The organism is Legionella yabuuchiae (assembly GCF_900640115.1).
Lineage (GTDB): Bacteria > Pseudomonadota > Gammaproteobacteria > Legionellales > Legionellaceae > Legionella_A > Legionella_A yabuuchiae.
In genome coordinates, this window is record NZ_CAAAIW010000005.1 from 40129 (window position 1) to 66869 (window position 26741).

A 26741-nucleotide genomic window follows, 5' to 3' on the forward strand; every position below is an offset into this window, starting at 1 on the left:
CCCGGCTAAAGCCGGGTTTTTTTATTGCTTCCAACTCGCCTTTGTCCGATACAGTTCCTGCAGATCCTCAACCGATTTAAACTGGTGTTTAAAAGCAAAACTATCACGCGTTTCTTGATAATATACCCCAAGTGGTACAGGAAAATCAGGGAAAGATAGCTGTGCTAATCGCATTGCGGCGATGAAATTAGCAGGGTTATGGCTATAACCGTCCGCTTCTTTCTGTTTTACTTTTTTCCATTGCTCCTGACCAAATTCCAAAACCCACTCCTGCTCACGACCGAAACTCAATGGCTCTCCTGATTTGAGTTCGATGGTATGTTCGGCACGATGCGTTTTCTGAGTAAACGCATCAAACGCACCATGATTAAAAATATGGCAGTCTTGATAAATTTCTACAAACGAGACCCCTTTATGTTCCGAGGCAAGTTTTAAGATCTCACTGAGATGTTTCGGGTCTTTATCAACCGCTCGTGCCACAAAGGTAGCTCCAGCAGATAAAGCTAATGAGATGGGATTCATTGGTTGGCTGTTCACCCCCTGCGGAGATGTTTTTGTGACCTGACCTCTGCGAGAAGTAGGAGAAAACTGCCCTTTCGTTAACCCATAAACCTGATTATTAATCAAAAGAATATTAATATCGACGTTCCGACGCAAACAATGAATTAAATGGTTTCCCCCAATACTCAACGCATCGCCATCCCCCGTAATGACCCAGACACATAACTCATCGTGCATGGCTTTTAATCCAGTCGCTACGGCCGTAGCGCGGCCATGAATGGTATGCAAGCCATACGTATTCATGTAATAAGGCAAGCGGCCAGCACACCCAATTCCCGATACAAACACATGTTGTTCAGGAGGTAAGCCTATCTCTGGTAACACTTTTTGCAAGGCTGCGAGTATCGCGTAATCACCACAACCCGGACACCAGCGAACCTCATTGTCATTTGTAAATTCTTTACGCGTGAGTGGTGTATTATTCATAGCATTCACCTACCAGGAGATGGACAGCGTTTTTGATTTGTTGCACTAAAAAACTAGCAGCGAAAGGATGGCCATTACATTGATTAATTGCTTTAGCATCAATGAGATAACGCGCTCGCAGTAACTCACATAAATGACCAGTATTTAGCTCAGCGACCAGAACAAGTTTATATCGGGACACCAGTTTCGCTAACTCGTTTGGCAGTGGGTTTAAATGTCGTAATTGAAGGTGTGCCACCGCAACCCCTTCCTGCAGACATTGGGAAACGGCAGACTTTAAGCTGCCATAGGTGCTTCCCCACCCTATAACTAATACATCCGCATCGGACTTTCCTTCTACGATTACATCCGAATATTCTCGAGCGATTCCGGCAATTTTCTCTGCTCTAAGATGTACCATGGCCTGGTGATTATCCGCATCATAACTGACTCGGCCTTCTTCACCTTGCTTTTCTAATCCCCCCAATTGATGAATAAATCCTGGTGTTCCTGGTTTATTCCAACTACGACTTAACACGTCATCGCGCTGATAGGGCTTAGGGAATCGATTAAACGAGAGCGTCGGTAAATGTAAGGAAGAAACATCAGGAATTTCCCAAGGTTCCGCGGCATTGGCTAAATAAGCATCCATTAATACGATCACAGGAGTCATGTATTTAATGGCAATTCGAAACGCTTCTAAAACAGTAAAGAAACAATCTGAAGGCGATATCGCAGCAATTACCGGGAGCGGAGCCTCTCCATGCCGTCCGTATAGCGCTTGGCGGAGATCAGATTGTTCGGTTTTTGTAGGCAGACCTGTTGAAGCGCCTGCTCGCTGAACATCCACAAGAACGAGCGGTAGTTCAGTTACTACGGCTAATCCAAGGCTCTCGCTTTTTAAATCCAATCCAGGACCTGAAGTACAAGTTAATGCCAATGCGCCACCAAAGGCCGCACCAATGCATGCGCAAATGGCTGCAATTTCGTCCTCAGCCTGAAACAATTGCACTCCGAACTCTTTTAACCTGACGCACTCATGTAAAATCGCTGAGGCGGGTGTAATTGGATAGCCGGATACTAAAAAGGGGGTTTGGGTATGTGTGGCCAGGGTTGCTACGGCCAAGGAAACTGCTTCAACCCCCGTGATCTGACGATATTCACCTGGTTTTCGTTCAATATGGCCTAACATGTACGCCTGGCGACTTAACTCGAGTGTGAGCGCATAGTTAAAGCCAGCCATTAGGGTTTTCTCATTAGCCTTGGCGATCAATGGATCTTTTTTAAATTTCTTTTTGATAAATGCCAAACAATGATCGGGGTTGAGATCAAACAACCATAACACCACACCCAAAATATAGAAGTTTTTTGCCTTTTTGGCTTGGGTTAAACCCAGTTCAAGTCCTTCCACTGCGCTCAATGTGTGGTTAATCAACGGGAGGCTTAATACCTGATACTGTTCTTTCGCCTCATTTAAGTAGGACTCATTCAGTCCTGCTTTCTCCCAATCTTTAGGACCAAGGCTATCTTCATTGATAATCAATAATCCACCCTGATTAAGGAATTGCAGCGAGTTTTTTAACGCAGCCGGGTTTAATGCGACTAACACATCTAAAGACTCACCCGCTGTAAAAATCGCTTGCTCTGCCATAGCAAGCTGAAACCCAGACACCCCCGCAACGGTGCCAGCAGGGGCACGTATTTCAGCCGGGAAATCAGGCATTGTTCGTACATCATGACCGGCAAGCGCTGCAGTGATGGTGAGTTGCTCACCCACCAACTGCACCCCGTCGCCGGAGTCCCCGGTAATTCGGATCACAATGGATTCTTTCATAGTCCGCGCTCTCATTAGTAAAAGCGGTTTGATTAAGCCCTAGCTTCGAGCATTAGCTGTCGCATCTCTTTTACAGCTTGTTTTAAACCACTAAATAAGGCTCGTGCAATAATGGCATGGCCTATATTTAATTCGTGAAGTTCTTTTATGCCAGCAATAAGCTTAACATTATGATAATGTAACCCATGCCCAGCATTGACAATTAAATTGAGCTTAGCAGCATATTCTGCCGCTTGTCTAATCCTATCAAATTCATGCAATCTAGCTGATTCGGTAATGGCATCAGCGTAACATCCCGTATGAAGCTCAATCGCCTCAGCGCCACTTTCTGCGGCCGCATCAATCTGTTTTAGATCCGGATCAATAAATAAAGAGACTTCAGAACCAATGCCTTGCATGCGTTTAACCCCGGCAACGACCTGTTTAAAATTAGCGACCACATCCAAGCCGCCCTCAGTGGTTAGTTCTTCTCTTTTTTCAGGGACAAAGCAACAATGCTCAGGTTTAATTTCTTTTGCAAACGTTAACATCGCTTCGGTGACAGCCATTTCAAAATTCATGCGCGTTTGAAGAATTTCTTTGATAAGTGTTACATCGCGAGGCTGGACATGGCGTAAATCTTCGCGCATATGCAAGGTAATTCCATCCGCTCCCGCTTCTTCTGCTTCAATAGCAGCTTGGACGGGATCGGGATAACGAGTTCCTCGTGCCTGACGTAACGTTGCGATGTGATCAATATTGACACCCAATAATATATCTTTAGTCATTTTTTATTGTTCCAATTTAACTTAAATCAGCTTCATCGAAATAACGCGCGAGCGTTCAATGTTCGGCCATCCAACACATGATCGATTGCCTGGCGCATAATCCGTTTTGCTGCTTTTAAAACATCAGGATCCTCAAAGCGATTTTCAGCAAGGGCGAGAAGATGCTCGCCTAAAAAACCCTTTGAAGTCATTTGAAATCCTTCGCCCGGAATAAACTGATATTGTTTATGTATGGCAATCGGGTGTTCTTCCGCGTCATGAGTTAGCGATAGTTGATAACCACTATCTTTTAACAGCTCTCGCTCAAATTGTCTTAAAGCCACTTCAAGATCAAGGCGATGCTGCACGACGCTTAACGTATACAAAACCGACTCATAGGCGTCATACAGCTTTGGATGGGTGTCATTAGGAAGCAAGATATAAGACACCAATTCATTGATGTACAACGCTGAAAATAACGCGTCGCCTGCAAGCGGGAGTGAAGGCGCCCTCAACTCAAGCTGACGAATGTAGTGCCAATTTCCTCTTCGATTTACGGCCACCCACATCGGTGTAAACGGCTGCAATACGGCGTTCTTAGACCGAGCTCGAGCCCCCTTATACAGACCGCTCACAATACCCTGTTCTCTGGTTAAAAAACTCACCTGGGCGCTGGTATCACCAGACCAACGCTTATGCAAAATCCATGCTTCGAACGCCTCAATGGTCATAGCCTAAATGCTTCAACAAACGCTCATCATCCAGCCAGCCAGATTTTACCTTACACCAGCATTGCAGGAAGATTTTTTTATCCAGTAGGCGCTCCATATCCCGGCGAGCGGCGGTAGCAATTTCTTTAAGTTTGCTGCCTTTATCACCGATGATCATCCGCTTATGATTCGGCTTATCTACTAAGATCAAGGCATGAATACGTACCAGCCCCTCTTCTTCTTTAAACGATTCGATGTCTACGGTGGTTGAGTACGGCAGTTCTTGACCACATAATCTAAATATTTTCTCACGAATGAGTTCAGCGCATAAAAATTTTACCGAACGATCGGTGAATTGGTCTTCTGCAAAAAGATATGGCCCTTCCGGCAATGCTTGTTTTAGTTGTTCTTGTAAACCGTCCACCCCTACTCCTGTTTTCGCTGAAAGAGGAATGATCGCTTTAAAAGCATGGCGTTCACTTAGACTTTTTATCCAGGGAAGTAATCTGTCTTTTTCGGAAATTTTATCCACCTTATTTACCGCTAAAAAACAAGGAACGTTGGTTTGGTTAATCAAACTCAACACATACTCATCCTCTTCTTTCCACTGCAGCCCATCAATCAAAAACACGATTGCATCCACATCGCGAAGAACGCTGATGGCTGTTTTATTCATCATTCGATTAATGGTCTTTTTTTGGCCTTGATGAATGCCCGGTGTATCTACATAGACAAACTGATAATTTCCCTCGGTCCGTATGCCAAGAATACTATGCCGAGTTGTTTGAGGCTTTCTAGAAGTAATGCTGAGCTTTTGCTCTAGAATGCGATTAAGAAGCGTTGATTTACCAACATTGGGTCGCCCAACCAATGCAATGTATCCACAATATGTTGTCATCGTAAAATGCCTTGTTTATTTTCGCGCCATTTTAGCATAGGCTTAGAGATCACGATAGCATCAGCAATAATGATCAGCCTGGTTTATGGCTATACTTATATAAAGAAACTGATGATATAAATTATTAAATGAAGGATTAAAGTTGAAACTAGGCTTTTCACTTATAGAATTGTTAGTGGTGATGATTGTTGTTGGTATTCTCGTGAGTGTTGCTTATCCGAGTTACCGGGAATATATCAATCGTGCGCATCGAGCCGATGGGCAGTCGGCTTTATTAAACCTTGCCAGTCGCATGGAACGTTATTATTCTGAGCGCCATACCTATCAAACGGCCACCATCGGAACCGGGGCGGCAACCGACGTGCTCTCGAGCGCCACCAGTCCTGAAGGCTGGTATGTTTTGAGCATCCCTACTGCCACGGCGACTACGTTTACTTTGCGAGCGACCCCTACTGGAACTCAAGCGACTTCAGACACCCTATGCCAGTCTTTAACACTGAATCATTTAGGTGTAAAAGGCATTACCACAGGCCCCGCGGGTACGCCAACAGGCACGGCGAGCCAATGCTGGTAATGATCTCGGATTCGGCGTTTAGGGGAGTTTAACTGCTTCCCCATTGTCATTTGATGCACTTGTTCAGTTTTGTTTTTGCACGTATAATTTAATTATTAATCAAATAAGGCGATCGAACCATGGCAACTAAAGTTTTTCTTAGACCCCCAAAGAACGCTCATCAAGATGCGCTACAGCAAATACAAAGCACCTCTTTAGAATTAAATACAAAAAATAAACAAAAGGTTACATTAGATTCTAAGCGACTGAACGAGGTATTTAGACAATCTGAAATTGACATTGGTCGCTTCGGATTTAAAACCCCGAATGATTTGATTACCTTTTTAAAAACACCCGCTGGTGAAAGCGCGCTGGAACATATAGGAGAAGAGTTAGCTCAAATCGCAGCCCTAGAAGAATACAATCAATTTCAACTGCAAGAAGAACAAAGACTCAAACAGCGAATTGCTGTCGCCATAATGGTTTATTTTGCTGCCAAGAACGATGCCCATGCAAAAGAGTTAATGCAATACGTTGAAGAACAACTTGAAAAACACTTGCATTCTGAAAAAGAAATTCTTGAACACGAGGCTCTGGCCAATAACGAAGAACCTAGGGGTGAGACGCTAGTGGATCGCATTACCAATAATCGAACAGAGCTCGCTCAAGTCGATAATAAAATTAAACACTTAGAACAAAAAATTCAAGATATTGAAACCGTACATCAGGAATATGCTGGGACGGTTCAAGCAGTTGAAACAGAAGCCAAGAGCCGTATTTTTAATAATAAAGAGATTAATCAGTTAACTCCTGAAGAGAATACTAACATCACTCAAAGTCTTTCTGAAGAAATTAAAGCGGTTACAGAACAATTAGAAAAGAAAAATAATGATTATATTGATCACGTAAACGCATACGCTGAAGACTCTAATCCAGCGAATTTAAAGATGGTTAACGAATCTAAGAAAGAATTAGATAAGTTACAATTAAAAGAAGAAGCGCTTAAAGATATGAGCGATGTTGTTGAAGGAAAAAAAGTGTTATTGGATGAACATTGCAATCAGGTGCATTCATTTGATAAGGCAAAATTTGTAATTAATAAAGATTCAGCGGATCGCCTTGTAGCCGACCAAGGTAAATATTACCTATTAAAACCAGATCAAAATTTTTCGAGCATGTCAGCCACTGATAAGGCCGATGCACAGGAACTATTTCATCAAAAAAAATCCAGCTTTCAACGCTTGACTCATATGGTTCAAGAACGTCATGAAACTCTAAGAACTGATGCTCAGAGGGATCTCAACGAAAGTACAACCAAAAGAACTCGCTTAGAAACTCAACACCAACGTTTACATGAAGAAATTCACAACAATAGGACAAATGCCCAGGCTCAACGTGGATCTAATATGAGTCGTCCTGCAGAACCTCCTGTGCCCACACCTACATCAGGCCCCAGAATGAGGTAGTAATCGAGTCTGAGCCTATTGTTTATTTTGCACCCTTTGGAGAATTCGATGGGCTGATTCAAGCCCATCGTTAATGTTGTCATCCTCTAAAACTGGACAAAGGTACGGGCACGTATCAGTTCAGTAATTTTTTGGTCGGCATGAAATTATTAACCTTGCCATTGACCTTTAAGTCTTCTAAGATGTCAGGACTGTAACTACTTTGTGAATGATGAAAATGGATAAGCTCATTGATAATCAATCCATCATTATTACGCTGGATATTGACTCTCATTTATATGAGAAGCTGCGGACAATATCAAAATCAGGGTACTCGGTGGTTGAAATTAACAGCACGGATCCTGCCATATTAAGCGGTGTAATTGGCGACTTTCCCCATCTTCGCATTGGTGCGGGCAATATTATAAATACTGAACAACTCGAGCGGTGCTACCAAGCGGGAGCGCATTTTGTAACAAGCCCTGGTTTTTTACCCGCTATCGCACAAACCGCTAACATTTATTCCATTAATTATATACCCGGCATTGCCACCTTATCCGAAGCTATGGAAGCTCTATCCTTGGGATGCCAGCATGTGCGACCTTATCCTGCCAATTTAAATTTTTGCACGTTATTAAATAAGAGCATTCCCTTACTGCGACTATTTCCAGCAGAGGTAGAATGGGAAGAAGTCGAGCACTTCTTAACGTTACCATCCGTTGCTGCAGTGAGCGTATTAAATCCAGACGTCAAACAATTACCTACTTTAGAAGTAGCTTAGGAACCTCATTCAGCCATACCGGAAACCGATTGATTGCGGTTTAGCTAATGGCAGTTATTTCTCTGGGTGCTTAACTAAATCATACAATAAAATGATGGCACCTAGACAAATGGCACTGTCTGCTAAATTAAAGACTGGCCAATGATAGGACTTATAATAAACGTCAATAAAATCAACCACATGCCCCAAAGTAAAGCGATCCACCAAATTTCCTAGCGCCCCCCCTAAAATAAGACTTAATGCCAGCAATAATAAATACGAAGACGGGGCGGTTCTAATGATCCAAACGATCAATACTAAACTCATCACCAGGCTAAACCCGAAAAAAAACCATTGATGCCATCCGCCAGCGCCGCTTAAAAAACTAAACGCTGCCCCCGTGTTGTAAGCTAAGGTAAAATTAATCATAGGAAAGAGTGGATGGGGCTCATAAGGCGACAAATGGGTTGTTGCCCAATATTTACTGAGTTGGTCAAAGAAAACAACCACCAAACTCACCAAAAACCATGCCCACTTTTTCATGCAAATTGTCTCACTTCGTCCATGCCACTTATATTGCCCACACACCGTACACAAAGATCAGGATAATGAGGGTCTTCGCCAACATCCGAACGTCGATGCCAACAGCGTGCGCATTTTTCATGCTCGCTTGCTTTAACCGAAATGGCAACGCCAAGCTCCTGACTCGCCAGCACTTCGGATGGTGTTTCGCTAAGGGGCAAAACCTTAGCGCCTGAGGTAATCAAAAGAAAGCGTAATTCATCTCCAAGACGATTGAGTAAATTAAACGATGGCTCATCGGCATACAACGTCACTTCTGCACCCAGTGCTGAACCGAGCCCCCCTTCCTTACGCTTTGACTCAAGGGCTTTATTTACTTCATCTCTGATTGCCTGTAACCGTTGCCAATCCTTCATGTCGATAGGATCTAATTTAGGCCAAGCATCGTACCAGGTTTCTAGGAAAATGGATTCCTTGCGCATCCCTGGAATGTATTGCCAAATTTCTTCGGCAGTAAATGATAAAATCGGAGCTAGCCAACGGGTTAATGCCTGAATAATATGATACATCGCCGTTTGGCATGAACGGCGAGCAACGCTGTTTTCAGGTGTCGTGTATTGACGATCTTTAATAATGTCCAAATAAAAACTGCCCATATCCACCGCACAAAAGTTATGAATTTTTTGATAAATCACATGGAATTGATATTGCTCATAAGCCTTAAGTATTTCGTCTTGCAATTGCTGGCAGCGTGCAATGGCCCACTGATCCAGTTCAACCATCTTTTCAACAGCCACTGAATTTCGTTCAGGAACGAAATCAAATAAATTGGATAACAAAAAGCGTGCTGTATTGCGAATACGACGATAGGCATCGGCATTGCGCTTAAGAATTTCCTCTGAAATACTCACTTCATTGCGATAATCTGTTGACGCTACCCATAGACGCAAGATATCAGCGCCATGCTGGCTAATCAGCTTATCAAGCGCCACATAGTTGCCTTTGGATTTTGATAATTTTTTACCTTCGGCATCTACCGTATAACCGTGAGTTAATACTGTTTTGTAGGGAGGTTCTCCGTACATTGCAACAGAGGTCGTCAAGGAAGAGTTAAACCAACCACGATGCTGATCCGACCCCTCAAAATACACATCCGCCGGAAAACCAAGTTCGTGGCCTTTCTGAAGCACGGTATAATGCGTCACTCCCGAATCAAACCAAACATCCAGCGTATCGGTAACTTTTTCGTAAGCCTCCGCTTCCTCACCGAGCAACTCTTCAACCGCAAGATTAAACCAAGCGTCTATCCCTTCCTGTTCAATCCTTCCAGCCACTTGCTCCATTAATGAAACCGTATCCGGATGCAATTGGCGAGTTGATTTATGGACCAATAAAGGGATAGGCGTTCCCCAGGCTCTTTGCCTAGAAACACACCAGTCGGGTCTATTCTCTACCATGAGACGAATGCGAGCTTGGCCCCAGTCAGGAACCCATTTCGCTTTATCAAGCTGCGACAATATGTTGTCTCGTAGCCCATTTTTATCCATCGAAATAAACCACTGTGGCGTTGCTCTAAAAATTACTGGGGTTTTATGACGCCAGCAATGAGGGTAGCTGTGATGAACCATCTCTTCATGCAGCAATACGCCTTTGTCGCGTAACACCTGGATAATTTCTCCATTTGCTTTATAGACATGCCTACCCGCAAACAGAGGCACATCGTCGCTATAACAACCATTGGCCATGACGGGGTTTATCAAAGGTAAATCATAGGCTTGGCCAACTAAGTAATCGTCAGGACCATGAGCTGGTGCTGTATGCACACATCCCGTTCCTGATTCGGTGGTGACATGCTCGGCAAGAACCACCGGCACTTCTTTATTATAAAAGGGATGGTGCAGCGACAAGCGATCAAACGCACGGCCTTGAACACGTCCTAGAATGGTAAATTTTTCAATGCCTAACCGTCCCATAACCGACTCAGCCAATTCGTTGGCTACAATAAAATATTGATTGCCTGAATCAATCAAGGCATATTCCAACTCGGGATGTAAACTTACGGCTTCATTTGCGGGCAATGTCCAGGGCGTCGTGGTCCAAATTGGTACAATCACATTTTTTTCTGGCAACCCACGTTCTACTTTATCTAGAAATTCGTTGGGTTTCATTGCAAAAAAAGCCACATCAATAGAGGGCGATGTTTTGTCTTCATAATCCACTTCGGCTTCAGCCAATGCAGAACCACAATCTAAACACCAGTGAACAGGCTTAAACCCTTGTTGTAAATGACCGTTCGCCACAATTTTAGCCAACGCTCGAACGATATTGGCCTCATTCGCAAAGCTCATCGTGATGTATGGGTTATTCCACTCGCCAAATATCCCTAAGCGTTTGAATTCTTCGCGTTGTATATCGATTTGAGTCGCCGCATACTCTCGACACTTTTGTCGAAATTCACTCACAGAAAGTTTTAAACCCGCTTTACCCACTTTCTTCTCAACATTTAATTCAATAGGAAGACCATGGCAATCCCATCCTGGAACATAGGGTGCGTCATAACCGCTGAACGTTTTCGACTTGATAATGATGTCTTTAAGAATTTTATTTAAAGCATGTCCACAGTGAAGATGGCCGTTGGCGTATGGGGGGCCATCATGCAAAATAAATCGTTTTTGACCAGCACGCGCGTTGCGAATCTTTTCATAGACCGCTTTGGCTTCCCACTCTGACAACATGCTTGGCTCTCGCTGTGCGAGGCTCGCTTTCATAGGAAATAAGGTATTGGGTAAATTTAAAGTGTCTTTATATTCTGCCATGAGCTCTACTCTATAAGATAAGTCTATGTATTAAAATAGTGAATCGCCGCTTCAATATCCGCTTTTATCGTTGCTATTAAATCATCAAGCGATGAGAATCGTTGCTCATCTCGTAACTTCTGAAGAAATACAACCTCTAACAATTCACCATACAAGGATTGATTAAAATCTAGTATATGGACTTCCAGGATATTTTTACTACCATCGACCGTCGGTCTACAACCAATGTTGGCCACGCCATTTAACAGTGTACCATTTCTTAACACATGAACGAAATAAACTCCACGAATTGGGAGTTTTTTTCGCGTTAAATTAAAGTTTGCCGTCGGAATACCCCACTGACGCCCTCGTTGGTCGCCTTTCATGACGCGCCCACACATGCTGTAGTTTCTACCTAGCAGTTTGCTAGCCAGCATTAACTGATCGGCTTTAAGTGCGGCTCTGATTTTAGTGGAGCTTACGCGTTCTTCAAACACCTGAAAATCAGAAAAAAAACGAACCGACCGCTCTTGAGCTTGAAACAGTAGGTTTAATAACTCAGCATCTCCTTCACGGTGTTTACCAAAACGAAAATCTTGCCCTACCATTAATAATTTTACATTCAATAACGATAAGAGAAACTGCTGAACAAACACCTGAGGCTCCATGACCGCAAGCGTTTTATTAAAGGTCATACAATAGACAAAATCGACCCCTAGCTGTTTAAGTCCAATGATTTTTTCTCTTAAACTCGATAACCGCGCAGGTGGGTTTGAGGGATGGAAGTATTCGCTCGGCTGTGGTTCAAATAATATCACCAGTAACGGCAACGTTAAGACTTCCGCTTGTTGCCGCCCTGCTTGGATCAGGGCCTGGTGACCAACATGGACACCATCAAAATTACCGATTGTAGCCACCGATCCGGCACTAAGCTCACTAAATGGGCCACTCCCTCGTAGTAATTGCATATGAACTGATTTTTACTAAGCAAAAAAAATAATTATACCCAAGATACTTCAAAATGCGATATTTTAGACGATATAATTTTTTTGCCCAAACGTTGATAAAAAACGAGTAAAAGCCTGCTCTATCGCGATCTGCTTGGACGAAACAAGCATCATCCCGAGAGTCGCATTTTGAAGTATTTTGGCTATAAAATAGGCTTATGCTGCATCTGAACCTAACATCGCTGTTCTTAATCTTTGTAGATTTCGACAACCGGCTTGCCTTCCTTGTCTATGTAAGCGCGGTACATCCCCTCGGAATTGAACGAGATTCCTATGTTCCCGAACTTGTCGATCGCGATCACCCCTCCGCCGCCCCCCGCCTTCTGCAGCTTTTGTTGGATGACTGCGTCCGCCGCCTGCTGAACAGAAAGCGCACGGTATTCCATAAGTGCTGCAATATCTCTTGCGACAGTGAGGCGTATGAAGAACTCGCCCCAGCCGGTCGCTGATACCGCGCACGTCGCATTGTCAGCGTAGGTTCCGGCCCCAATCACGGGCACGTCGCCGACGCGTCCGTATTTCTTGTAGGTCATTCCTCCTGTCGAGGTCCCCGCCGCGAGATTTCCGTCCTTGTCGAGCGCGACGGCGCCCACTGTGCCAAATCTATTCTCGGGGAGATCCTGTTCGGTAGAAAAAGCTGCGCTGTCTTTTTTCTTCTTATCCTGTTCTGCCTCAATGATCTTCTGAAGCGAGTCCCATCGTCTTTGGGTGAAGTAGTACTTCGGGGTTACCAATTCGATCTTCATTTCTTCGGCGAATCGTTCTGCACCCTCGCCGATCATCATCACGTGCGGCGACCTATCCATCACCGCACGCGCAAGCGTGATGGGGTTTTTCACGCGATGAAGCCCTGCAACAGCGCCTGCATTCAGCGATTTGCCGTCCATTATCGACGCCTCGAGCTCGTTTTTGCCGTCGGCAGTAAATACTGCTCCCTTGCCCGCGTTGAAAAGCGGCGAATCCTCGAGGATCCGGATCGCTATCTCGACCGCATCCAGTCCTGTCTTACCCTCTTTCAGGGCGTTGTACCCGCCGAGAACGGCTTCTTCAAGCTTCGCCCTATATGCTTTTTCCTGTTTGAAGGTAAGTCTACCTCTGGGTATGACGCCGGCTCCACCGTGTATGACGAATCCGATCCGTGGGTTCTGAGGCGACTGAAGCTGAAGCCCCCTGGGACGCCCGGTCTTCTGCGCGAAACCGACAAACGGAACCGCAAGAAATGCTGCAACCAAGAGCAGAGAGGTAATTATTTTCATAAGCTACTCCGAAGAAAACACCTGAACGATTACCAAAAACGACTGGACGACTTAGTCGCGACGATCTCGTGTTCAGTCTTTTGAGTTGTTTCCGTTCGAGGATGTGGAGGATACCTTCGGGCGGTCAGCGCTTCTTGTAATCGGCGCCAAGGAAGGCAGCATAATCCCATTTTTATATCCAAGAAACTTCAAAATGCGACTTTAATGCTATCCATTATTTTGCCTTTACTATCAAGACCTAATCTTTTTTATCCTGTGGAGGACGAACCACTAGGACATCACAGTTGGCACCATGCAGAATTGCGTTAGCAGTTGATCCGAGTAAAAGGGCGAGTCCATGCTTACCATGGCTGCCAGTGACAATAAGATCCACTTTATTTTCTTCAGCGACACGCAACACTTCGTTTTTAGTGGAGCCAAACTCTAAATAGCGATGGTTGTTATCAACCTTGAGTTGATCTCCTAACGCGTTTAGCTCTTTCTCGGCTTGCTCACGTATTGAAACTTCAACTTCGGCAAAACCCGCAAATCCAGGATAGGCATACGCAGGTATTGGTTCAACCACATGCACAAGAATCAATTCCGCACCATTTTCTTCTGCTATTTTTTTGGCCTTATGTGCTGCATTAACCCCGACCTCATCAAAATCGGTAGCAAACAATACCTTCTTATACATGTTTCTCTCCTTGAGAATGCTCTATGAATCAAAGACTAGCAGAAAAATTAATAATTTCCCAGTGGCGGGCTAATCATTTATAATAGTAAATGGGGTGCTACCAAAATACTCATAATGAGCAAACTCGGTGGCTGAGACTATACCCATAGAACCTGTACGGGTAATGCCGTCGTAGGAAGTATTTAATGATTTATGATTTAACCGGCGCTATTGTTTCACTGATCGCAACTTATTTTTTTATCCAACAAAATAAAAAGGCGTGGTCGATTAGCCTCATAGCCACCCTCTTTAATGCTTGGCTTTACTTTACCCATGGTATCTATGCTGATATGGCCCTGGAATGTTTTTATTTTGCCAGCGCGGCTTATGGTTGGTATTGCTGGTCATTGAGTGAAGTAAATGCTAAATCAGCGACTAAAGCAATCATTCGATTATCGCTCAGATCTTGGGTTTACTTATTAATAGGGACAGGGACCGGTTTCGCATTGATTCTGTTATTACTCATCAACGTCACTAATTCAACGATTCCAGGACTGGATGCCTTCACGACTTCGATGAGTTTAGCGGCTCAGTTATTAATGTGTCATAAGGTTCTTTCAACTTGGATATTCTGGCTCGTCACTGATGCGATTTACGCTGTTCTTTATTGGCACAAACAACTGCCTTTTCATACGGTTTTGATGATGCTTTATATGGCCATGGCCATAGTTGGCTATAAAACTTGGTCAAAAGCACATTCAGGTGTTAGGGATCAGGTGTCGGGAATGCTAACACCTGATATCTGATCCATGCTCAAGGTTATCCTAACGATTGTAAATGATCGACTTTCCGTACCCATGGTTTAAACTTTGCTAAATCCTGCGGAAGCTCTGCAATGGCGTGTTTTGCCCCATCGTGGTCTTTATAACCCCCCATGGTTAATACATACCAATTTTTACCTTGTTTCTTTGATTTATGAATATGGGCTTTGTCTTTGATATGATGAAGGATTGCAAAGCGTTCTAATTCAGAACGACTATGACTTGCTATTAACTGAATGGTGTAGACCCCTTTAGATGATTGTTTCGCTATTTTGGCTATTTGGGGTTTGGAAGGTTTAACTTCCTGCTTGGCTATCTTAAGGTCAACTCCGCTGTTTAGGTCAGATTCTTCTGCTTGCTCAAGAGGCATCTCGTCTGCAGATTTGCTTTTGTGAATGATTTTAGGAACCACAACGACTTTATCCATCACAACGAGGGAATCATTGAGTGAATCATCATCTTCATTATTCACGACAAGCTCAGCACGTCTTAATTCAATAGGCTGTAAAAATTGACGTACGGCTGCCAGATCATAAGACGGAATGCTGCTCATAAAAAAGGGTTCATCGTCTGTTTTAGAAGCGATAAGGCTATCTTTTGTGGGTTTTTCAAGCTCCACGACCACTTGAGACGAAGGATTTAGTCCAGATTCAGAGGGTTTTAGTGTAAATGCCAAACCAAGAGCCACCACAACGGCACCCGCTATCAAAGATAAACGCTGATAATGTTTTTTACTTTGCTGCGCAGCGCCAGGTACCGCGGCCTGACCTAAATTAAAAAAACTTGCCATTTGGGTATTAATTCCTAAGATGCTGCCATCGGTATACTGATAAAATTGTTTTGTACGCTCTTCAGGAATAAACTCAGGTTGAGTTATAAAGCGGTGAAGAACATAATCCTTTGTTTCTTTTTCGTTTAAATGCCCTAGTTCAATAGTATGAATCATTTCTTTATAGTCTTGCTGTTCAAATTGATTCAACACTTTCAAAAATGATTGATTCGCCACAAAACAAACATGGAAATAACCGTGGGATCCTTGCTGCTGCAAAGGGTTCAAAAGCTTTTCGATAAAACACTCTGGCAAATGGTGAGCATCATCGATGATGAGCAAGGTATGTGATTGATTCGTCTGACAGACGTCAATAAATTCCTCAAACGTATCCTTGCCCCGAAGATTAAGTTTGGCGCTAATCTTACGCATAAAATCCGCTTCATCAAATAACGGATCCACGACAAAATAATGGCATTGAATTTGAGGATCTAGATGCGTTTGCAAGAGCACAGCAAAGGATGTTTTACCATTGCCTTGTTCACCTAGTACAGAAATTAATACGTTTGTGCCAAGGACAATCTGATTAATGAACTCCATTTTAGCCAGCCAGCTTGCAGGCTGGTACATTTTGTTTAGATCGTGTTTAACCTCGATGGCTCCATCACTCATTTTATTGATCTCCTTTAACAGCATTCATTAATGTGTCCATAAGCACAGAATTAGGTACGCCAGATTCAAGATAACATTGGCCAAGCGACTTGATAACTACAAAACGCAACGCGTTGTCTTTCACTTTTTTATCATTAAACATTAGATCACGTAAACGGTTTAAATCAATCTCTTTTGGGATTCTTCTAGGTAAATTGGCTAGGGTTAACAACTCGTCTATAAATTGAACCTCTGAATCGCTCAAAAGATTCATTTTATTGGATAATAAAGCGGCGCAATAAAGCCCAATTCCAACGGCTTCGCCATGACGCCAAGTTTGATAGTGAGTATAGGCTTCCAAAGCATGCGCAAACGTATGACCGAGATTTAGTAATGCACGCTGCCCCATTTCATGCTCATCTTTCTCAACCAATTTTGTTTTAATCAAGCAACAACCCGCAATGAGTTCAGCAAGCGTATTTAAATTAGTTCTAGCGTTTTGTTTTAAAAAAGATTCCACCTGCGCTAGAAATTCACCACCTGCAAGCAATCCATGTTTGATTACTTCGGCCATTCCCGCACAAAACTCTCGATCTGGCAAGGTAGATAATGTCTCTAAATCCATGATCACAGCATGAGGCTGATAAAAACTACCAATCATGTTTTTACCTTGGGAATGATTGATGGCAGTTTTTCCACCCACTGACGCATCAACCTGAGCCAGAAGTGTGGTTGGGATTTGGATAAATCGGACTCCACGTTGATAAGTAGAAGCCGCAAACCCTGTTATGTCCCCGATTACCCCCCCTCCTAATGCAAGTAAGGTGGTATCACGATGATGTTGATTGTGAATCAGAGCGTTATAAATCAGCTCGAGACTTTGATGATTCTTATATTGCTCACCATCCGGTAAAATAACTACATTGTACTGAATCGAACGTAATGTTTTGGTCAGCTGATCAAGATAAATTGGAGCAATGGTATCGTTCGTAACGATCAGCAATTGATTGGCTTTTAAATGCAACTTTAGCCAATGATGGTCTGATAAAAGCCCGCTGCCAATATATATTGGATACGTTCGTTCTGCTAGCCGAACTTCAAGCCTGTTTAAAATCTCAGACTTCGCCATAAATATATTTTATTATATTATTCGCCACCGCTTTAACGGTTAATTTATCCGTTTCAAAACTAACGTCAGCGAGTTCTTCGTAGAATGGCTCTCGTTCTTCTTTAAGCGTTTCTAGACGTTGTTCTAAGTCGTCTGTTTGAAGTAACGGTCTTTTGGTATCGCGCTTAGTTCGCTCAAATTGCTGCTGAAGAGATGCTTTCAAATAAATCACCGTACCTCTGGCGGCTAAAGCGTTACGGTTTTCAGGAGACATCACGACGCCACCCCCTGTCGCTAACACAATATTGTTTTTTTGAGTTAACTCTTCAATGACCTTCTGTTCACGTTTTCTAAAGCCTTCTTCTCCTTCAACATCAAAAATCCAGGAAATATCGGCGCCGGAACGGTCTTCTATCACTTCATCGGTATCATAGAACTCAAGTTTGAGCTCTTTTGCCAAAGTACGGCCTATTGTACTTTTACCAGCTCCCATAGGTCCTATCAGAAATATGTTACGTACTTTAACGATGCTCATTTTTTATTACATACCTCTTTTATTGATAATTGTATCTAAACAGTTGTTTCAGATCGCCAGATTATTAATCTGGCCTATTGAGTCATTAACTTAAGTGTTTGAGAACGTCAAACACGCTCTCATTTTTGTACCCTCCCTCACCTCTCTATGGCGTGAGGATAACACAAAGTTTACCCTTTCCAAGGTTTTCTAGGCGGTGTCACACTCATTACCTGTGGTCGTGGCCCTACTGGCTTACCAAATTTATCTAACTCAACCCCTCTTTGATGCACCCGCGGAGGTCCCTTAATCGCTGTGATGGATAAATTGTTGGTTATTATCCTAGGAGTAATGAAAATGAGCAACTCTTCATTGCTTAATCGTGCGGTACTTCGTGAAAATAAATTACCCACTAAGGGTAATTGCCCCAAAAATGGCACACGCGTTACCGAATTGTTTTTATCTTGCTGATAAATCCCACCTAATACAATGGTTTGACCATTGTTCACCAAAACATTGGTTTCAATGGCTTTGGTCAAAATAATCGGCACACCTTGCACCCTTCTCCCTGAATCAGAGTCTTGATTAATCTGCAGATCCATTAAGAGCTTTCCATCTGGGGTAATTTGAGGCGTCACTTTTAAGCTTAAGACGGCTTTCTTAAAAGCCACCGCTGTGGCGCCACTGGATGTGGCTTCTTGATATGGAATGTCTTCCCCTGATTCGATAATAGCCGATTGTTGATTCGTCGTCATTAATCTAGGGCTTGCAATAATCTCCGCTCGACCTTCACTTTCCAAAGCGGATAATTCTAGATCAAGTAAGACACCATCACCAAGTTTTGCTAACGCAATCCCGATAGAAGCCGGTGAGGCATCAATGGGTAGCGCGCCTAAATCCACATTTAAACGATCGGCTATAGGAACATCAGCTGGGGGTGTGCCTGCAGCCAGTTCGTTTGCACCTTCAAGGGTACCACTTAAGTGGTTTGGCCTTGAAACGCCAAAGCGAACCCCAATGTCTTCTGCGCAATCTTTAGTTACGTTGACAATCCGTGCTTCAATCAAGACCTGTTTTACTGGAACATCCAGCTGCTTAACCAATTCACGGATTTCATCAATTTGAGCGCCCGTATCTTGCAGCCAAATGGTATTGGTACGCTGGTCAACACTTACTGTTCCACGCTCAGTAAGTAATGAATTTTCTTTGTCTTTGAGCATGGTAGCGATATCGGCGGCTTTGGCATAATTAATTTGCAGCAATTCAGAACGAATCGGAGCCAACTTCTTGGCTGCCTGAAGTTCGGCTAGTTCTTGATTTTCGCGCTCAGTAAATTGAGCGGCTGTATCGACGATAATAACGTTACCGGTTCGGCGCTTATCTAGGTTTTGAGTTGTTAAAATAATGTCTAACGCCTGATCCCAGGGCACATCATTTAATCGCAACGTGATATTCCCTTTAACGTTATCACTTACAACAATATCAATGCCCGTAAACTCCGCTAATAGATTTAGAACAGAGCGAATGGGAATGTCCTGGAAGTTTAAGGAAATTCGTTTTCCTGTAAACACTTTTTTCTTGAGTTTTTCAGCTTGTATTTCTTCCGGAGTTAACGGGAAAACATCGATAATAAATTGTTTATTAACCTGATAGGCAAAATGTCCAAAATCTCCTTGATTCAAAATTGTAATTTTAGCATCTTTACCCTGTTGGGTCGCGCTTACAATCCGAGCAGGGCTATGAAAATCAACGACATCAAACCGTTTGCGCAAACTTTGCGGCAAGCGGGTGCTATTAAATACTGCTTCAATCGTTTTTCCAGTTTGTGTGACCTCAATCGGAATACCGGCATCAGTTACATTGATGATTACTCGCCCTCCTTTCTTGGCCGTACCCCGAAAATCAATATTTTTTATGGCATACCGTGCATTAACTGGGCGATTCGTTACAAAAATTTCTTTGCGCTGCGGAACGAGCTGCTCCGATTTGCCTTTGATCATTAAGCTATAGACATTGCCAGCAGTGTGACCTGAATAAGCCACCGTATCCGACAAATCTAAAATCGCACGCACTCGATCCTTAACCGAGACAATACGGTATTTCACCAAAGAGGCAAGTTCAATGTTCTTAAACTTATCTTGCGGGTCAAGCAAAGCTAACTGAGTATTGATAAAATCCAGCACAAGCCGCGGGGGTTTTTGAGTAATAAAACTCGCTGGCAATTGTTCTAAGGGCTGTGCAAAACAAAAGTCGACCCGAATCCGATTATCGGGCATGGACTTGACCTTAACGGACTGTAATGCGTTATCTTTTGCATGCAGATTAGTAAACGCTCCCGCAAGTAATAAGAGCACAATAATAAATTTTCTCAAAGCGATCTCCCTTTTGAGAATTACTAAGGAATGTGATCGTCACGTTCCCTCAGGTTTATTAAGCTTGAGCGTAGTGGGTCTTTTTTCCCACTTACCGCCAACTTGTACCGTTTCTACCAGCTTAATTGTATCGTTTGTAATTTGAGTAATTTGTCCGAAATTCTTCCCCATATAATCGCCAGCCTTCACGCGTGTAATTAATCCATCTGGCTGACTAATGAGTCCCCAAGTTGTTGAGTTCACCTTGACGATCCCAACAAACTTCAATGCGTCTAGAGGAAAGACTTCTAAAGGTTGTTTTGGCCGATTAATATTTGGCGCTTGAATATCTTCTGTTTCAGCCACCTTTATCGGCTTAAATGGACTCCGTCTAATTGGCTGCTCAGGGTAAGTGAATTTCTTAGGCGCTTCAAATTCTGGAATAGGTTCAATTGGTTTCGAAGGTCTTGATTTAACTTCCTGCATGTAGTTTCTTAGTTCCGTATCATCTGGACCACAGCCTGCTAAAATAGCGCTCAAGCATACAAATACAAACCAGCTTAACCGTTGTCGGCGACACAAAATAGCTTTAAGACTGTAAGTTTTATTGTATGTCATAAGGTTTTATACCGGTAAATTTTTGCTGTCATTTGCATAATGAGTTGATCACCTGATTTTTTTTGTTTCTCAGTCGTGGCTGGTTCAATGACAAAGTCATGAATGGTAACAATTCGCCCAAGCTGAGCTACCCGACTTAAAAAAACAGCCAGTTGGTGATAATTGCCTACTACGGATATTTTTATAGGAAGCTCTATATAAAAATCATGTTGAATTTCAGGCATCGGGGCAAACAATTCAAAGGTTAAACCACTGGATAACCCCATTCTTGAAATATCTTCCAATAAACCAGGCATTTCATGTTTCAAGGGTAATTGTTTCAGCATCATGCCAAAACGACCCTCCATAATTTCCATTTGATTGCGATACGCTCGAAGATTAGCGGCTTTATGCTGAGTACGCTCGAACTCTGTCCGTAGCTCCTGTTCTTGTTGCTGCAAAGACTCATACTGTTCCAAATTAGATTTGATGATAAACCAATACCCGAGACCTAGGATCAAAAGCGCAGCAACAACAATTGCTGCTATCTTAATTTGTTTTGGCCATTGTCCAATATTTTCTAATGTTAGTTCATTTAGGCTGAGGTTTTTCATTCACCACACCGTTTGTTTAGGGCCAAGGATAAAACTCAATTTAAAGGTATTATCTACATTGTCTGGTGAGTCCTTTGCCTTTTTAATTTCCGTAAGTTCTGGTGATTGAATCCATTGGTTGGCTTCAATACTTCTCATGAGCTCTGAAATATTAGTATTGGACTCAGCATAACCAAAGAGCGTTACTTTATCACCCTCACGTTCGATCTGAGTAAGATAAACTCCTTTTGGTAATACGTTTACTAGTTCATCGAACATACGTACAGTTAAGATGCGTGTGGCTTGCAACTTTTGAATGATACTCATTCTAGCAATCAGAGCCTCGCGCAGCTTTTTAAGCTCTTCAATTTCTTTAATCTGCGCTTTCAAACGAGAAATTTCGGTTTGTAATAGTTGATTACGATTGGTTTGAGCTTCAATTAAATTTTTTGCATACATATTCCATAAAAATACAATAATTGCTGCCGCGGCTAACCCCACCCCAAGGTATACCGAAAATTCCTTTTTTTCTTTTTCGCGCCTAGCTTCACGCCATGGCAATAAATTGATTTCAGTCATTAATCAATCCTATACTTTAAGGATGTCTCCTAACTTAGAGCCTCTCTCTAGTTATTTTCTTTCTGAAGCTCTTAGCGCTAAACCACAGGCTACTAAATAGGTTGGTGAATCTTTATACAATTGATCCGGGTTAACTTTTTTAGTCACGTCCATGTGTTTAAATGGATTTGCAATTTGTGTTGGGATATTAATATGTTCTTGCAGTACTCGTGCTAAATCTGGTAGCTTCGCAACTCCGCCAGCTAACAAAATATAATCAACTAACGTATAGTGTGTGGATGAAAAAAAGACCTGCAATCCACGCTTAATCTGTAGCAGAATTAATTCGATGAATGGCTGCAATATTTCATTTTGATAATCTTCAGGTAAAGTTCCTTCCTCCAAAGCCTTCTCAGCCTCTTCCCTTCCCATCCCATAGGTTTCCATGATGGATTGAATCAGTCGTTCCCCCCCAAACTCTTCTTCACGCGCAAAAATAATTTTCTTGCCTGAAAGTACAAAAAAATGGGTAAACACGGCACCAATGTCAATGATGGCGATTACTTTATTTTCTTCTTCGGCAGGTAGATCCGATGCCAAAAGATGGGCAACTCGTTCAACGGCGTATGATTCGACATCTACAATAACTGCTTCCAGTCCTGCGCGGGTTATCGTCTCAACGCGTTTACTAACATTCTCGCTACGAGATGCAACGATGAGAACATCTTGCATGGCCGTGTTTTTGACTGAAGGACCAATAATATTAAAATCAATATTAATTTCATCAATCGGATAAGGAATATATTTATCAGCTTCTATAACTACGAGCTCTTCTATCTCATCTTCAGTCAAGCCTTGGTGCACTTGTATTGTGCGACTAATCGCCAAGGAATCTGGAACCGCCACCGCTGCTTTCCTTGAACTTAAGCGTGCTTGAGCCAGTAACGAACGAATAGCATCCGATACGGAATCAACGTTTTTGACAATCGCCCCTTCCATGGCCTGTTCGGGAAGCTTAACAAAACCGTAACCATCAAGAGAGTACTTACTGCCACTTGAAGAAATTTCAACAATTTTGACAGACGTCGAACTAATATCTACGCCAAGAATGGTTCGCTGTCGAGGGCTTAGCAGTTTGAACACTTGCCTTGTCTCCTTATTATGGCAATAAAATATCCATAGACCCCTGATGCACATGCCCGTGATCGTTCAAAATGCGTGATTTATACCACACAAAAAATCATATCGCCTAAACTATCGCATTTTGAAGTCTCTTGGGTATATTAACGTAAGTTATTAAAAAATGAAATTTTTATCCTGTCTAAGGGTATGAAATTAACAATTGCTTCATCCATTCTTGCGCACATAGCCTGCATTGCACTATAGTGGGTGTTGAAAATCTGTGCGTTTGTGATCTAAGGAGTAGCTATGCTGGATTTAAATGATTTAAAGCACGCCCTGTTAACGGTGGTTATTCGATATCACAGTGAAGTCAAAGACTGCCCACTCGAACGAGAAGAAGCTGAAACTAAAGCCGATAATATTTTAAAAGATATTACGACCCCCTTTGAACACCATCTGAAACAATTGGTTGATGAAGCCGTCAAGAGCGCTCCGACTCATCTAAACTTATTAACTTATCTCTCCAAAATCATGGTACTGCTTCATTCGGTAACCAATCCAATCGATAATGTATCTGAGGCATTGTTTTCGAAATTAAATGAACTGATAACAGGCATTCGGCAATTACAAACACTAAATTCTAGCAGCACTGTTCTATTTAGGCATGGAGAGGAGGAATATCCTTGTTATGGCCATGCTCCACGATTAGGGGCATCGGGCTCACGCCTAGGAAAGCTCTTAAATGAAGAAGTGTTAATGCGATTAGGTTTGAATGTAAACTCTTCCAATGAAAAAATCGAAAAAATATTAAGTCAACTAAAACTTGCGCACCAGAAACAATTGGAATTAATGCACTATCGAACAAGAGAGTTTATCTATAAGCCTTTGACCTTTGCTCCGCGATTAGGCTTTGGAGGGTTGTTTTTTTCATTATTTGCACCCCCACCGTGCCTGGCAGAGGAGCAAGCATCTGGCGAACAAGCGGCTCCTTTCAGCAAATAATTCGCATCCAGGCTAGAATTCAAGATATAATATTGTCAATTAAATTATCGTGATCATCTAGATGAATAAAACTGCTTATTTTTGGCGCAAGGGCCTTTGGGCTCTTATCAGTTTATTTTTTATTGGCCTTGTCTCATTGAGCCTGCTTTATCTCTACTTGCAAAGTCAATTACCTAACGTCGACTCTTTAAAAACGGTGCAATTGCAAGTTCCTTTGCGTATTTACACTCAAGATGGATTACTCATTCAAGAATATGGCGAAAAAAGACGCATACCCGTAAGCTATGAAAACATTCCTCCCATGTTGATTCACGCCGTGCTAGCCACAGAAGATCAGCGTTTTTTTGAGCACCCTGGCGTTGATGTTCTTGGGCTCGGCCGTGCTGCAATTCGCATGATCCAAACTGGCACAAAGTCACAAGGTGGAAGTACCATTACTATGCAGGTGGCCAGAAATTTTTTCTTGGATCGCGAAAAAACTTTTTTAAGAAAGTTCAATGAAATTCTATTGGCCATTAAAATTGACCAAGAACTAAGTAAAGAAAAAATATTAGAACTGTACCTAAATAAAATTTACTTAGGAAATCGAGCCTATGGTGTGGGGGCCGCCTCGCATGTTTATTATGGCAAACCATTGAATGAACTCAGTCTTGCTCAATTAGCCATGATCGCTGGATTGCCTCAAGCCCCTTCGACTCAAAACCCTATCGCGAACCCTTTGGCCGCAAAAAAACGACGCGATCATGTTCTTGAGCGATTGCTAGAAGAAAAATACATTAGCGAAGATGAATATCATCAAGCCATTAATGAACCTCTAACGGCAAAATACCATGGCGCTACGCTGGATGTAGATGCGCCTTATGTGGCTGAGATGATCCGCCAGTCTTTATATGATCACTTTGGCCCTGATGCTTACACGAAAGGCTATAAAGTGTATACCACCATTAAAGGGCCTATGCAGAAAGCGGCAAATCAAGTTATCGAAGAGAATTTGATTGCCTACGATAAGCGTCATGGGTATCGCGGACCCGTTGCAAAATTGGGAAGCTTAGATGAACTGTCAGAAGATAAACTTCATAAGAATTTACTGCAATATCCGATTATTAGCGATCTTCAGCCTGCTATTGTCGTCGATGTTCAATACCGAGAAGCTAAAGCCATTAATCGCATTGGGCAGACGGTTACCATTCCCTGGGAAGGCTTATCCTGGGCTAGACCCGCTCTTAAAAAAGGTTGGGTAGGTAAGCAACCCGCAGAAGCTTCCAACGTTGTTTCAGTGGGTGATGTCATTTATATCCGAAAGCATCAGGATACTTGGCACTTAGCTCAGATCCCCAAAGTCGAAGCCGCTTTAGTTGCGTTAAACCCTAAAAACGGTGCAATTGAAGCATTGGTAGGTGGATTTCATTTTGAGCGCAGTAAATTTAATCGTGCGACCCAATCAAGCCGCCAGCCAGGTTCGAGTTTTAAGCCATTTGTATATGCGGCCGCTTTAAACAAAGGATATACCTTGTCCACTATGGTCAATGATGCTCCTATTGTAGTCGACGATCCCAGTCAGCCAAATTTATGGCGCCCTCACAATGATAACCGTAAGTTTAATGGCCCCATGCGCTTGAAAGAAGGATTAGTTCGCTCGCGGAATATGGTTTCTATACGTATTCTTGATGATATTGGCATTGATTACGCCGTAGATTTTATTTCTCGATTTGGATTCCATAAAGAGCATCTCCCACGTGCGTTATCTTTAGCGCTAGGAAGCCTTGCTGTTAGCCCTCTGGATATGGCAGCAGCGTATGCCGTGTTTGCCAACGGGGGGCATAAAATTGAGCCTTTCTTAATTGACCGAATTACTGATAATGAAGGCAAGGTATTGCTACAAGCAAAGCCTGTCATAGCGTGCGGCAATCAATGCGAGGAACAAAACATTGATCCAGATTTAGTAGCGCCTCAAATCATTCCTGAAGACATCGCCTTTTTAATGGACTCTGCCCTTAAAAGCGTGGTTCAGCACGGTACGGCTAGAGGAGCTAAGGTTTTAAATCGCCAAGATATCGCGGGAAAAACAGGAACCACAAATGATAAGGTAGACGCATGGTTTGCTGGCTATCAAAATGAACTCGTGGTTACCGCTTGGGTTGGGTTTGATACCCCCACCCCACTTCATGAATATGCATCGCAATTAGCACTTCCTTTATGGGTTGATTTCATGAAAGTCGCATTAAAAGATATCCCCGAACAACACACCAAAATACCTGAGAATATTATATCGTTACGTATTAATCCCAAAACAGGTTTAATCGTGCCTGATAATGATCCCGAGGCTATCGTTGAATATTTTCGTGAAGAAGAAGTGCCTGTTTCAGACGACGACACTTCAAGTGCGTTTACTTCACAAAGTTATGAAACTCAGGAGCATTTATTTTAGTTCGGAATACTCCTGAGTCCATGGGTATCGAGTCTGTTGATTTTAGCGATTTTCCGCTCTAGCTACCCGTTTGCTTGCAA

24 protein-coding genes and 1 riboswitch are annotated in these 26741 nt (G+C 42.8%); of the genes, 6 read left to right on the forward strand and 18 right to left on the reverse strand.

The features are described 5' to 3' along the window. Window positions 1-21: 21 nt before the first annotated feature. From E1O47_RS02835 to era, 5 genes are read right to left on the reverse strand one after another with little or no spacing between them, the layout of a single operon-like run. Complete coding sequence (locus E1O47_RS02835; RefSeq protein WP_133129759.1) at window positions 22-987, reverse strand: 2-oxoacid:ferredoxin oxidoreductase subunit beta; 966 nt, start codon at window positions 985-987, stop codon at window positions 22-24. After that, window positions 980-2800, reverse strand: coding sequence for a 2-oxoacid:acceptor oxidoreductase subunit alpha (locus E1O47_RS02840; RefSeq protein ID WP_133129760.1), 1821 nt, complete (start codon window positions 2798-2800; stop codon window positions 980-982). The genes E1O47_RS02835 and E1O47_RS02840 overlap by 8 nt, the downstream gene beginning before the upstream one ends. A gap of 32 nt (window positions 2801-2832) precedes the next feature. After that, window positions 2833-3567, reverse strand: coding sequence for a pyridoxine 5'-phosphate synthase (gene pdxJ, locus E1O47_RS02845; RefSeq protein WP_133129761.1), 735 nt, complete (start codon window positions 3565-3567; stop codon window positions 2833-2835). A gap of 32 nt (window positions 3568-3599) precedes the next feature. Beyond that, complete coding sequence (gene recO, locus E1O47_RS02850) at window positions 3600-4277, reverse strand: DNA repair protein RecO (protein WP_133129762.1); 678 nt, start codon at window positions 4275-4277, stop codon at window positions 3600-3602. After that, complete coding sequence (gene era / locus E1O47_RS02855) at window positions 4267-5154, reverse strand: GTPase Era (protein WP_133129763.1); 888 nt, start codon at window positions 5152-5154, stop codon at window positions 4267-4269. Before era ends, recO begins: the two co-directional genes overlap by 11 nt. A 142-nt stretch (window positions 5155-5296) precedes the next feature. Here era and E1O47_RS02860 point away from each other — a divergent pair, with 142 nt between their 5' ends. From E1O47_RS02860 to E1O47_RS02870, 3 genes are all read left to right on the forward strand, one after another. Further along, window positions 5297-5728 carry a type IV pilin protein gene (locus tag E1O47_RS02860; RefSeq protein WP_207384282.1) on the forward strand — a complete coding sequence of 144 codons (432 nt, stop codon included), beginning with the start codon at window positions 5297-5299 and terminating at the stop codon, window positions 5726-5728. Window positions 5729-5847: 119 nt separating this feature from the next. Next, window positions 5848-7173 (forward strand): hypothetical protein, encoded by a 1326-nt coding sequence (locus E1O47_RS02865; protein ID WP_133129764.1) that lies wholly within the window; start codon window positions 5848-5850, stop codon window positions 7171-7173. 211 nt (window positions 7174-7384) lie between these two features. Further along, window positions 7385-7933, forward strand: a complete 549-nt coding sequence (locus E1O47_RS02870) for a bifunctional 4-hydroxy-2-oxoglutarate aldolase/2-dehydro-3-deoxy-phosphogluconate aldolase (protein ID WP_133129830.1) — start codon at window positions 7385-7387, stop codon at window positions 7931-7933. 54 nt (window positions 7934-7987) lie between these two features. On the opposite strand, the gene lspA is transcribed toward E1O47_RS02870, so the two are convergent. The 5 genes from lspA to E1O47_RS02895 all read right to left on the reverse strand — a co-directional run bounded on the left by lspA (window position 7988) and on the right by E1O47_RS02895 (window position 14168). After that, entirely contained in the window at window positions 7988-8455 is a 468-nt protein-coding gene (gene lspA, locus E1O47_RS02875; protein WP_133129765.1) for a signal peptidase II, read from the reverse strand. Beyond that, window positions 8452-11250: an isoleucine--tRNA ligase gene (gene ileS, locus E1O47_RS02880; protein ID WP_133129766.1), complete on the reverse strand. Its 2799-nt coding sequence runs from the start codon at window positions 11248-11250 to the stop codon at window positions 8452-8454. The genes lspA and ileS overlap by 4 nt, the downstream gene beginning before the upstream one ends. A 23-nt stretch (window positions 11251-11273) precedes the next feature. After that, on the reverse strand, window positions 11274-12197 hold the full coding sequence (gene ribF, locus E1O47_RS02885) for a bifunctional riboflavin kinase/FAD synthetase (RefSeq protein WP_133129767.1): 924 nt from the start codon (window positions 12195-12197) through the stop codon (window positions 11274-11276). Between the two features lie 227 nt (window positions 12198-12424). Further along, window positions 12425-13492: an isoaspartyl peptidase/L-asparaginase family protein gene (locus E1O47_RS02890; protein WP_133129768.1), complete on the reverse strand. Its 1068-nt coding sequence runs from the start codon at window positions 13490-13492 to the stop codon at window positions 12425-12427. A gap of 238 nt (window positions 13493-13730) precedes the next feature. Continuing rightward, window positions 13731-14168, reverse strand: a complete 438-nt coding sequence (locus E1O47_RS02895; protein ID WP_133129769.1) for a universal stress protein — start codon at window positions 14166-14168, stop codon at window positions 13731-13733. An 80-nt stretch (window positions 14169-14248) separates the two neighbouring features. Further along, a riboswitch (TPP riboswitch) is annotated at window positions 14249-14364 on the forward strand. Between E1O47_RS02895 and pnuC the strand changes: the two genes are divergently transcribed. After that, window positions 14354-14953, forward strand: coding sequence for a nicotinamide riboside transporter PnuC (gene pnuC, locus E1O47_RS02900; protein WP_133129770.1), 600 nt, complete (start codon window positions 14354-14356; stop codon window positions 14951-14953). (Overlaps the previous riboswitch by 11 nt.) Window positions 14954-14966: 13 nt before the next feature. Here pnuC and E1O47_RS02905 read toward each other — a convergent pair whose 3' ends face one another. The 8 genes from E1O47_RS02905 to pilM all read right to left on the reverse strand — a co-directional run bounded on the left by E1O47_RS02905 (window position 14967) and on the right by pilM (window position 23252). Next, on the reverse strand, window positions 14967-16409 hold the full coding sequence (locus E1O47_RS02905) for an SPOR domain-containing protein (RefSeq protein ID WP_165475030.1): 1443 nt from the start codon (window positions 16407-16409) through the stop codon (window positions 14967-14969). Between the two features lies 1 nt (window position 16410). Further along, on the reverse strand, window positions 16411-17517 hold the full coding sequence (gene aroB, locus E1O47_RS02910) for a 3-dehydroquinate synthase (protein ID WP_133129772.1): 1107 nt from the start codon (window positions 17515-17517) through the stop codon (window positions 16411-16413). Then, the gene (gene aroK / locus E1O47_RS02915; protein WP_133129773.1) at window positions 17504-18031 is read right to left on the reverse strand and encodes a shikimate kinase AroK; all 528 of its coding nucleotides are present in this window, start codon (window positions 18029-18031) and stop codon (window positions 17504-17506) included. The genes aroB and aroK overlap by 14 nt, the downstream gene beginning before the upstream one ends. Window positions 18032-18201: 170 nt before the next feature. After that, window positions 18202-20382, reverse strand: a complete 2181-nt coding sequence (locus tag E1O47_RS02920) for a type IV pilus secretin PilQ (RefSeq protein ID WP_133129774.1) — start codon at window positions 20380-20382, stop codon at window positions 18202-18204. Between the two features lie 39 nt (window positions 20383-20421). Further along, entirely contained in the window at window positions 20422-20979 is a 558-nt protein-coding gene (locus E1O47_RS02925; RefSeq protein ID WP_133129775.1) for a pilus assembly protein PilP, read from the reverse strand. After that, complete coding sequence (locus tag E1O47_RS02930; protein WP_133129776.1) at window positions 20976-21572, reverse strand: type IV pilus inner membrane component PilO; 597 nt, start codon at window positions 21570-21572, stop codon at window positions 20976-20978. The genes E1O47_RS02925 and E1O47_RS02930 overlap by 4 nt, the downstream gene beginning before the upstream one ends. Continuing rightward, window positions 21573-22130 carry a PilN domain-containing protein gene (locus E1O47_RS02935; RefSeq protein ID WP_133129777.1) on the reverse strand — a complete coding sequence of 186 codons (558 nt, stop codon included), beginning with the start codon at window positions 22128-22130 and terminating at the stop codon, window positions 21573-21575. It abuts the gene before it with no gap. A 51-nt stretch (window positions 22131-22181) separates the two neighbouring features. Further along, window positions 22182-23252, reverse strand: a complete 1071-nt coding sequence (gene pilM / locus E1O47_RS02940; protein ID WP_133129778.1) for a type IV pilus assembly protein PilM — start codon at window positions 23250-23252, stop codon at window positions 22182-22184. 285 nt (window positions 23253-23537) lie between these two features. Between pilM and E1O47_RS02945 the strand changes: the two genes are divergently transcribed. Continuing rightward, window positions 23538-24233 (forward strand): hypothetical protein, encoded by a 696-nt coding sequence (locus E1O47_RS02945; RefSeq protein WP_133129779.1) that lies wholly within the window; start codon window positions 23538-23540, stop codon window positions 24231-24233. A 61-nt stretch (window positions 24234-24294) separates the two neighbouring features. Then, complete coding sequence (locus E1O47_RS02950; protein WP_133129780.1) at window positions 24295-26661, forward strand: penicillin-binding protein 1A; 2367 nt, start codon at window positions 24295-24297, stop codon at window positions 26659-26661. The last annotated feature ends 80 nt before the right edge of the window (window positions 26662-26741 follow it).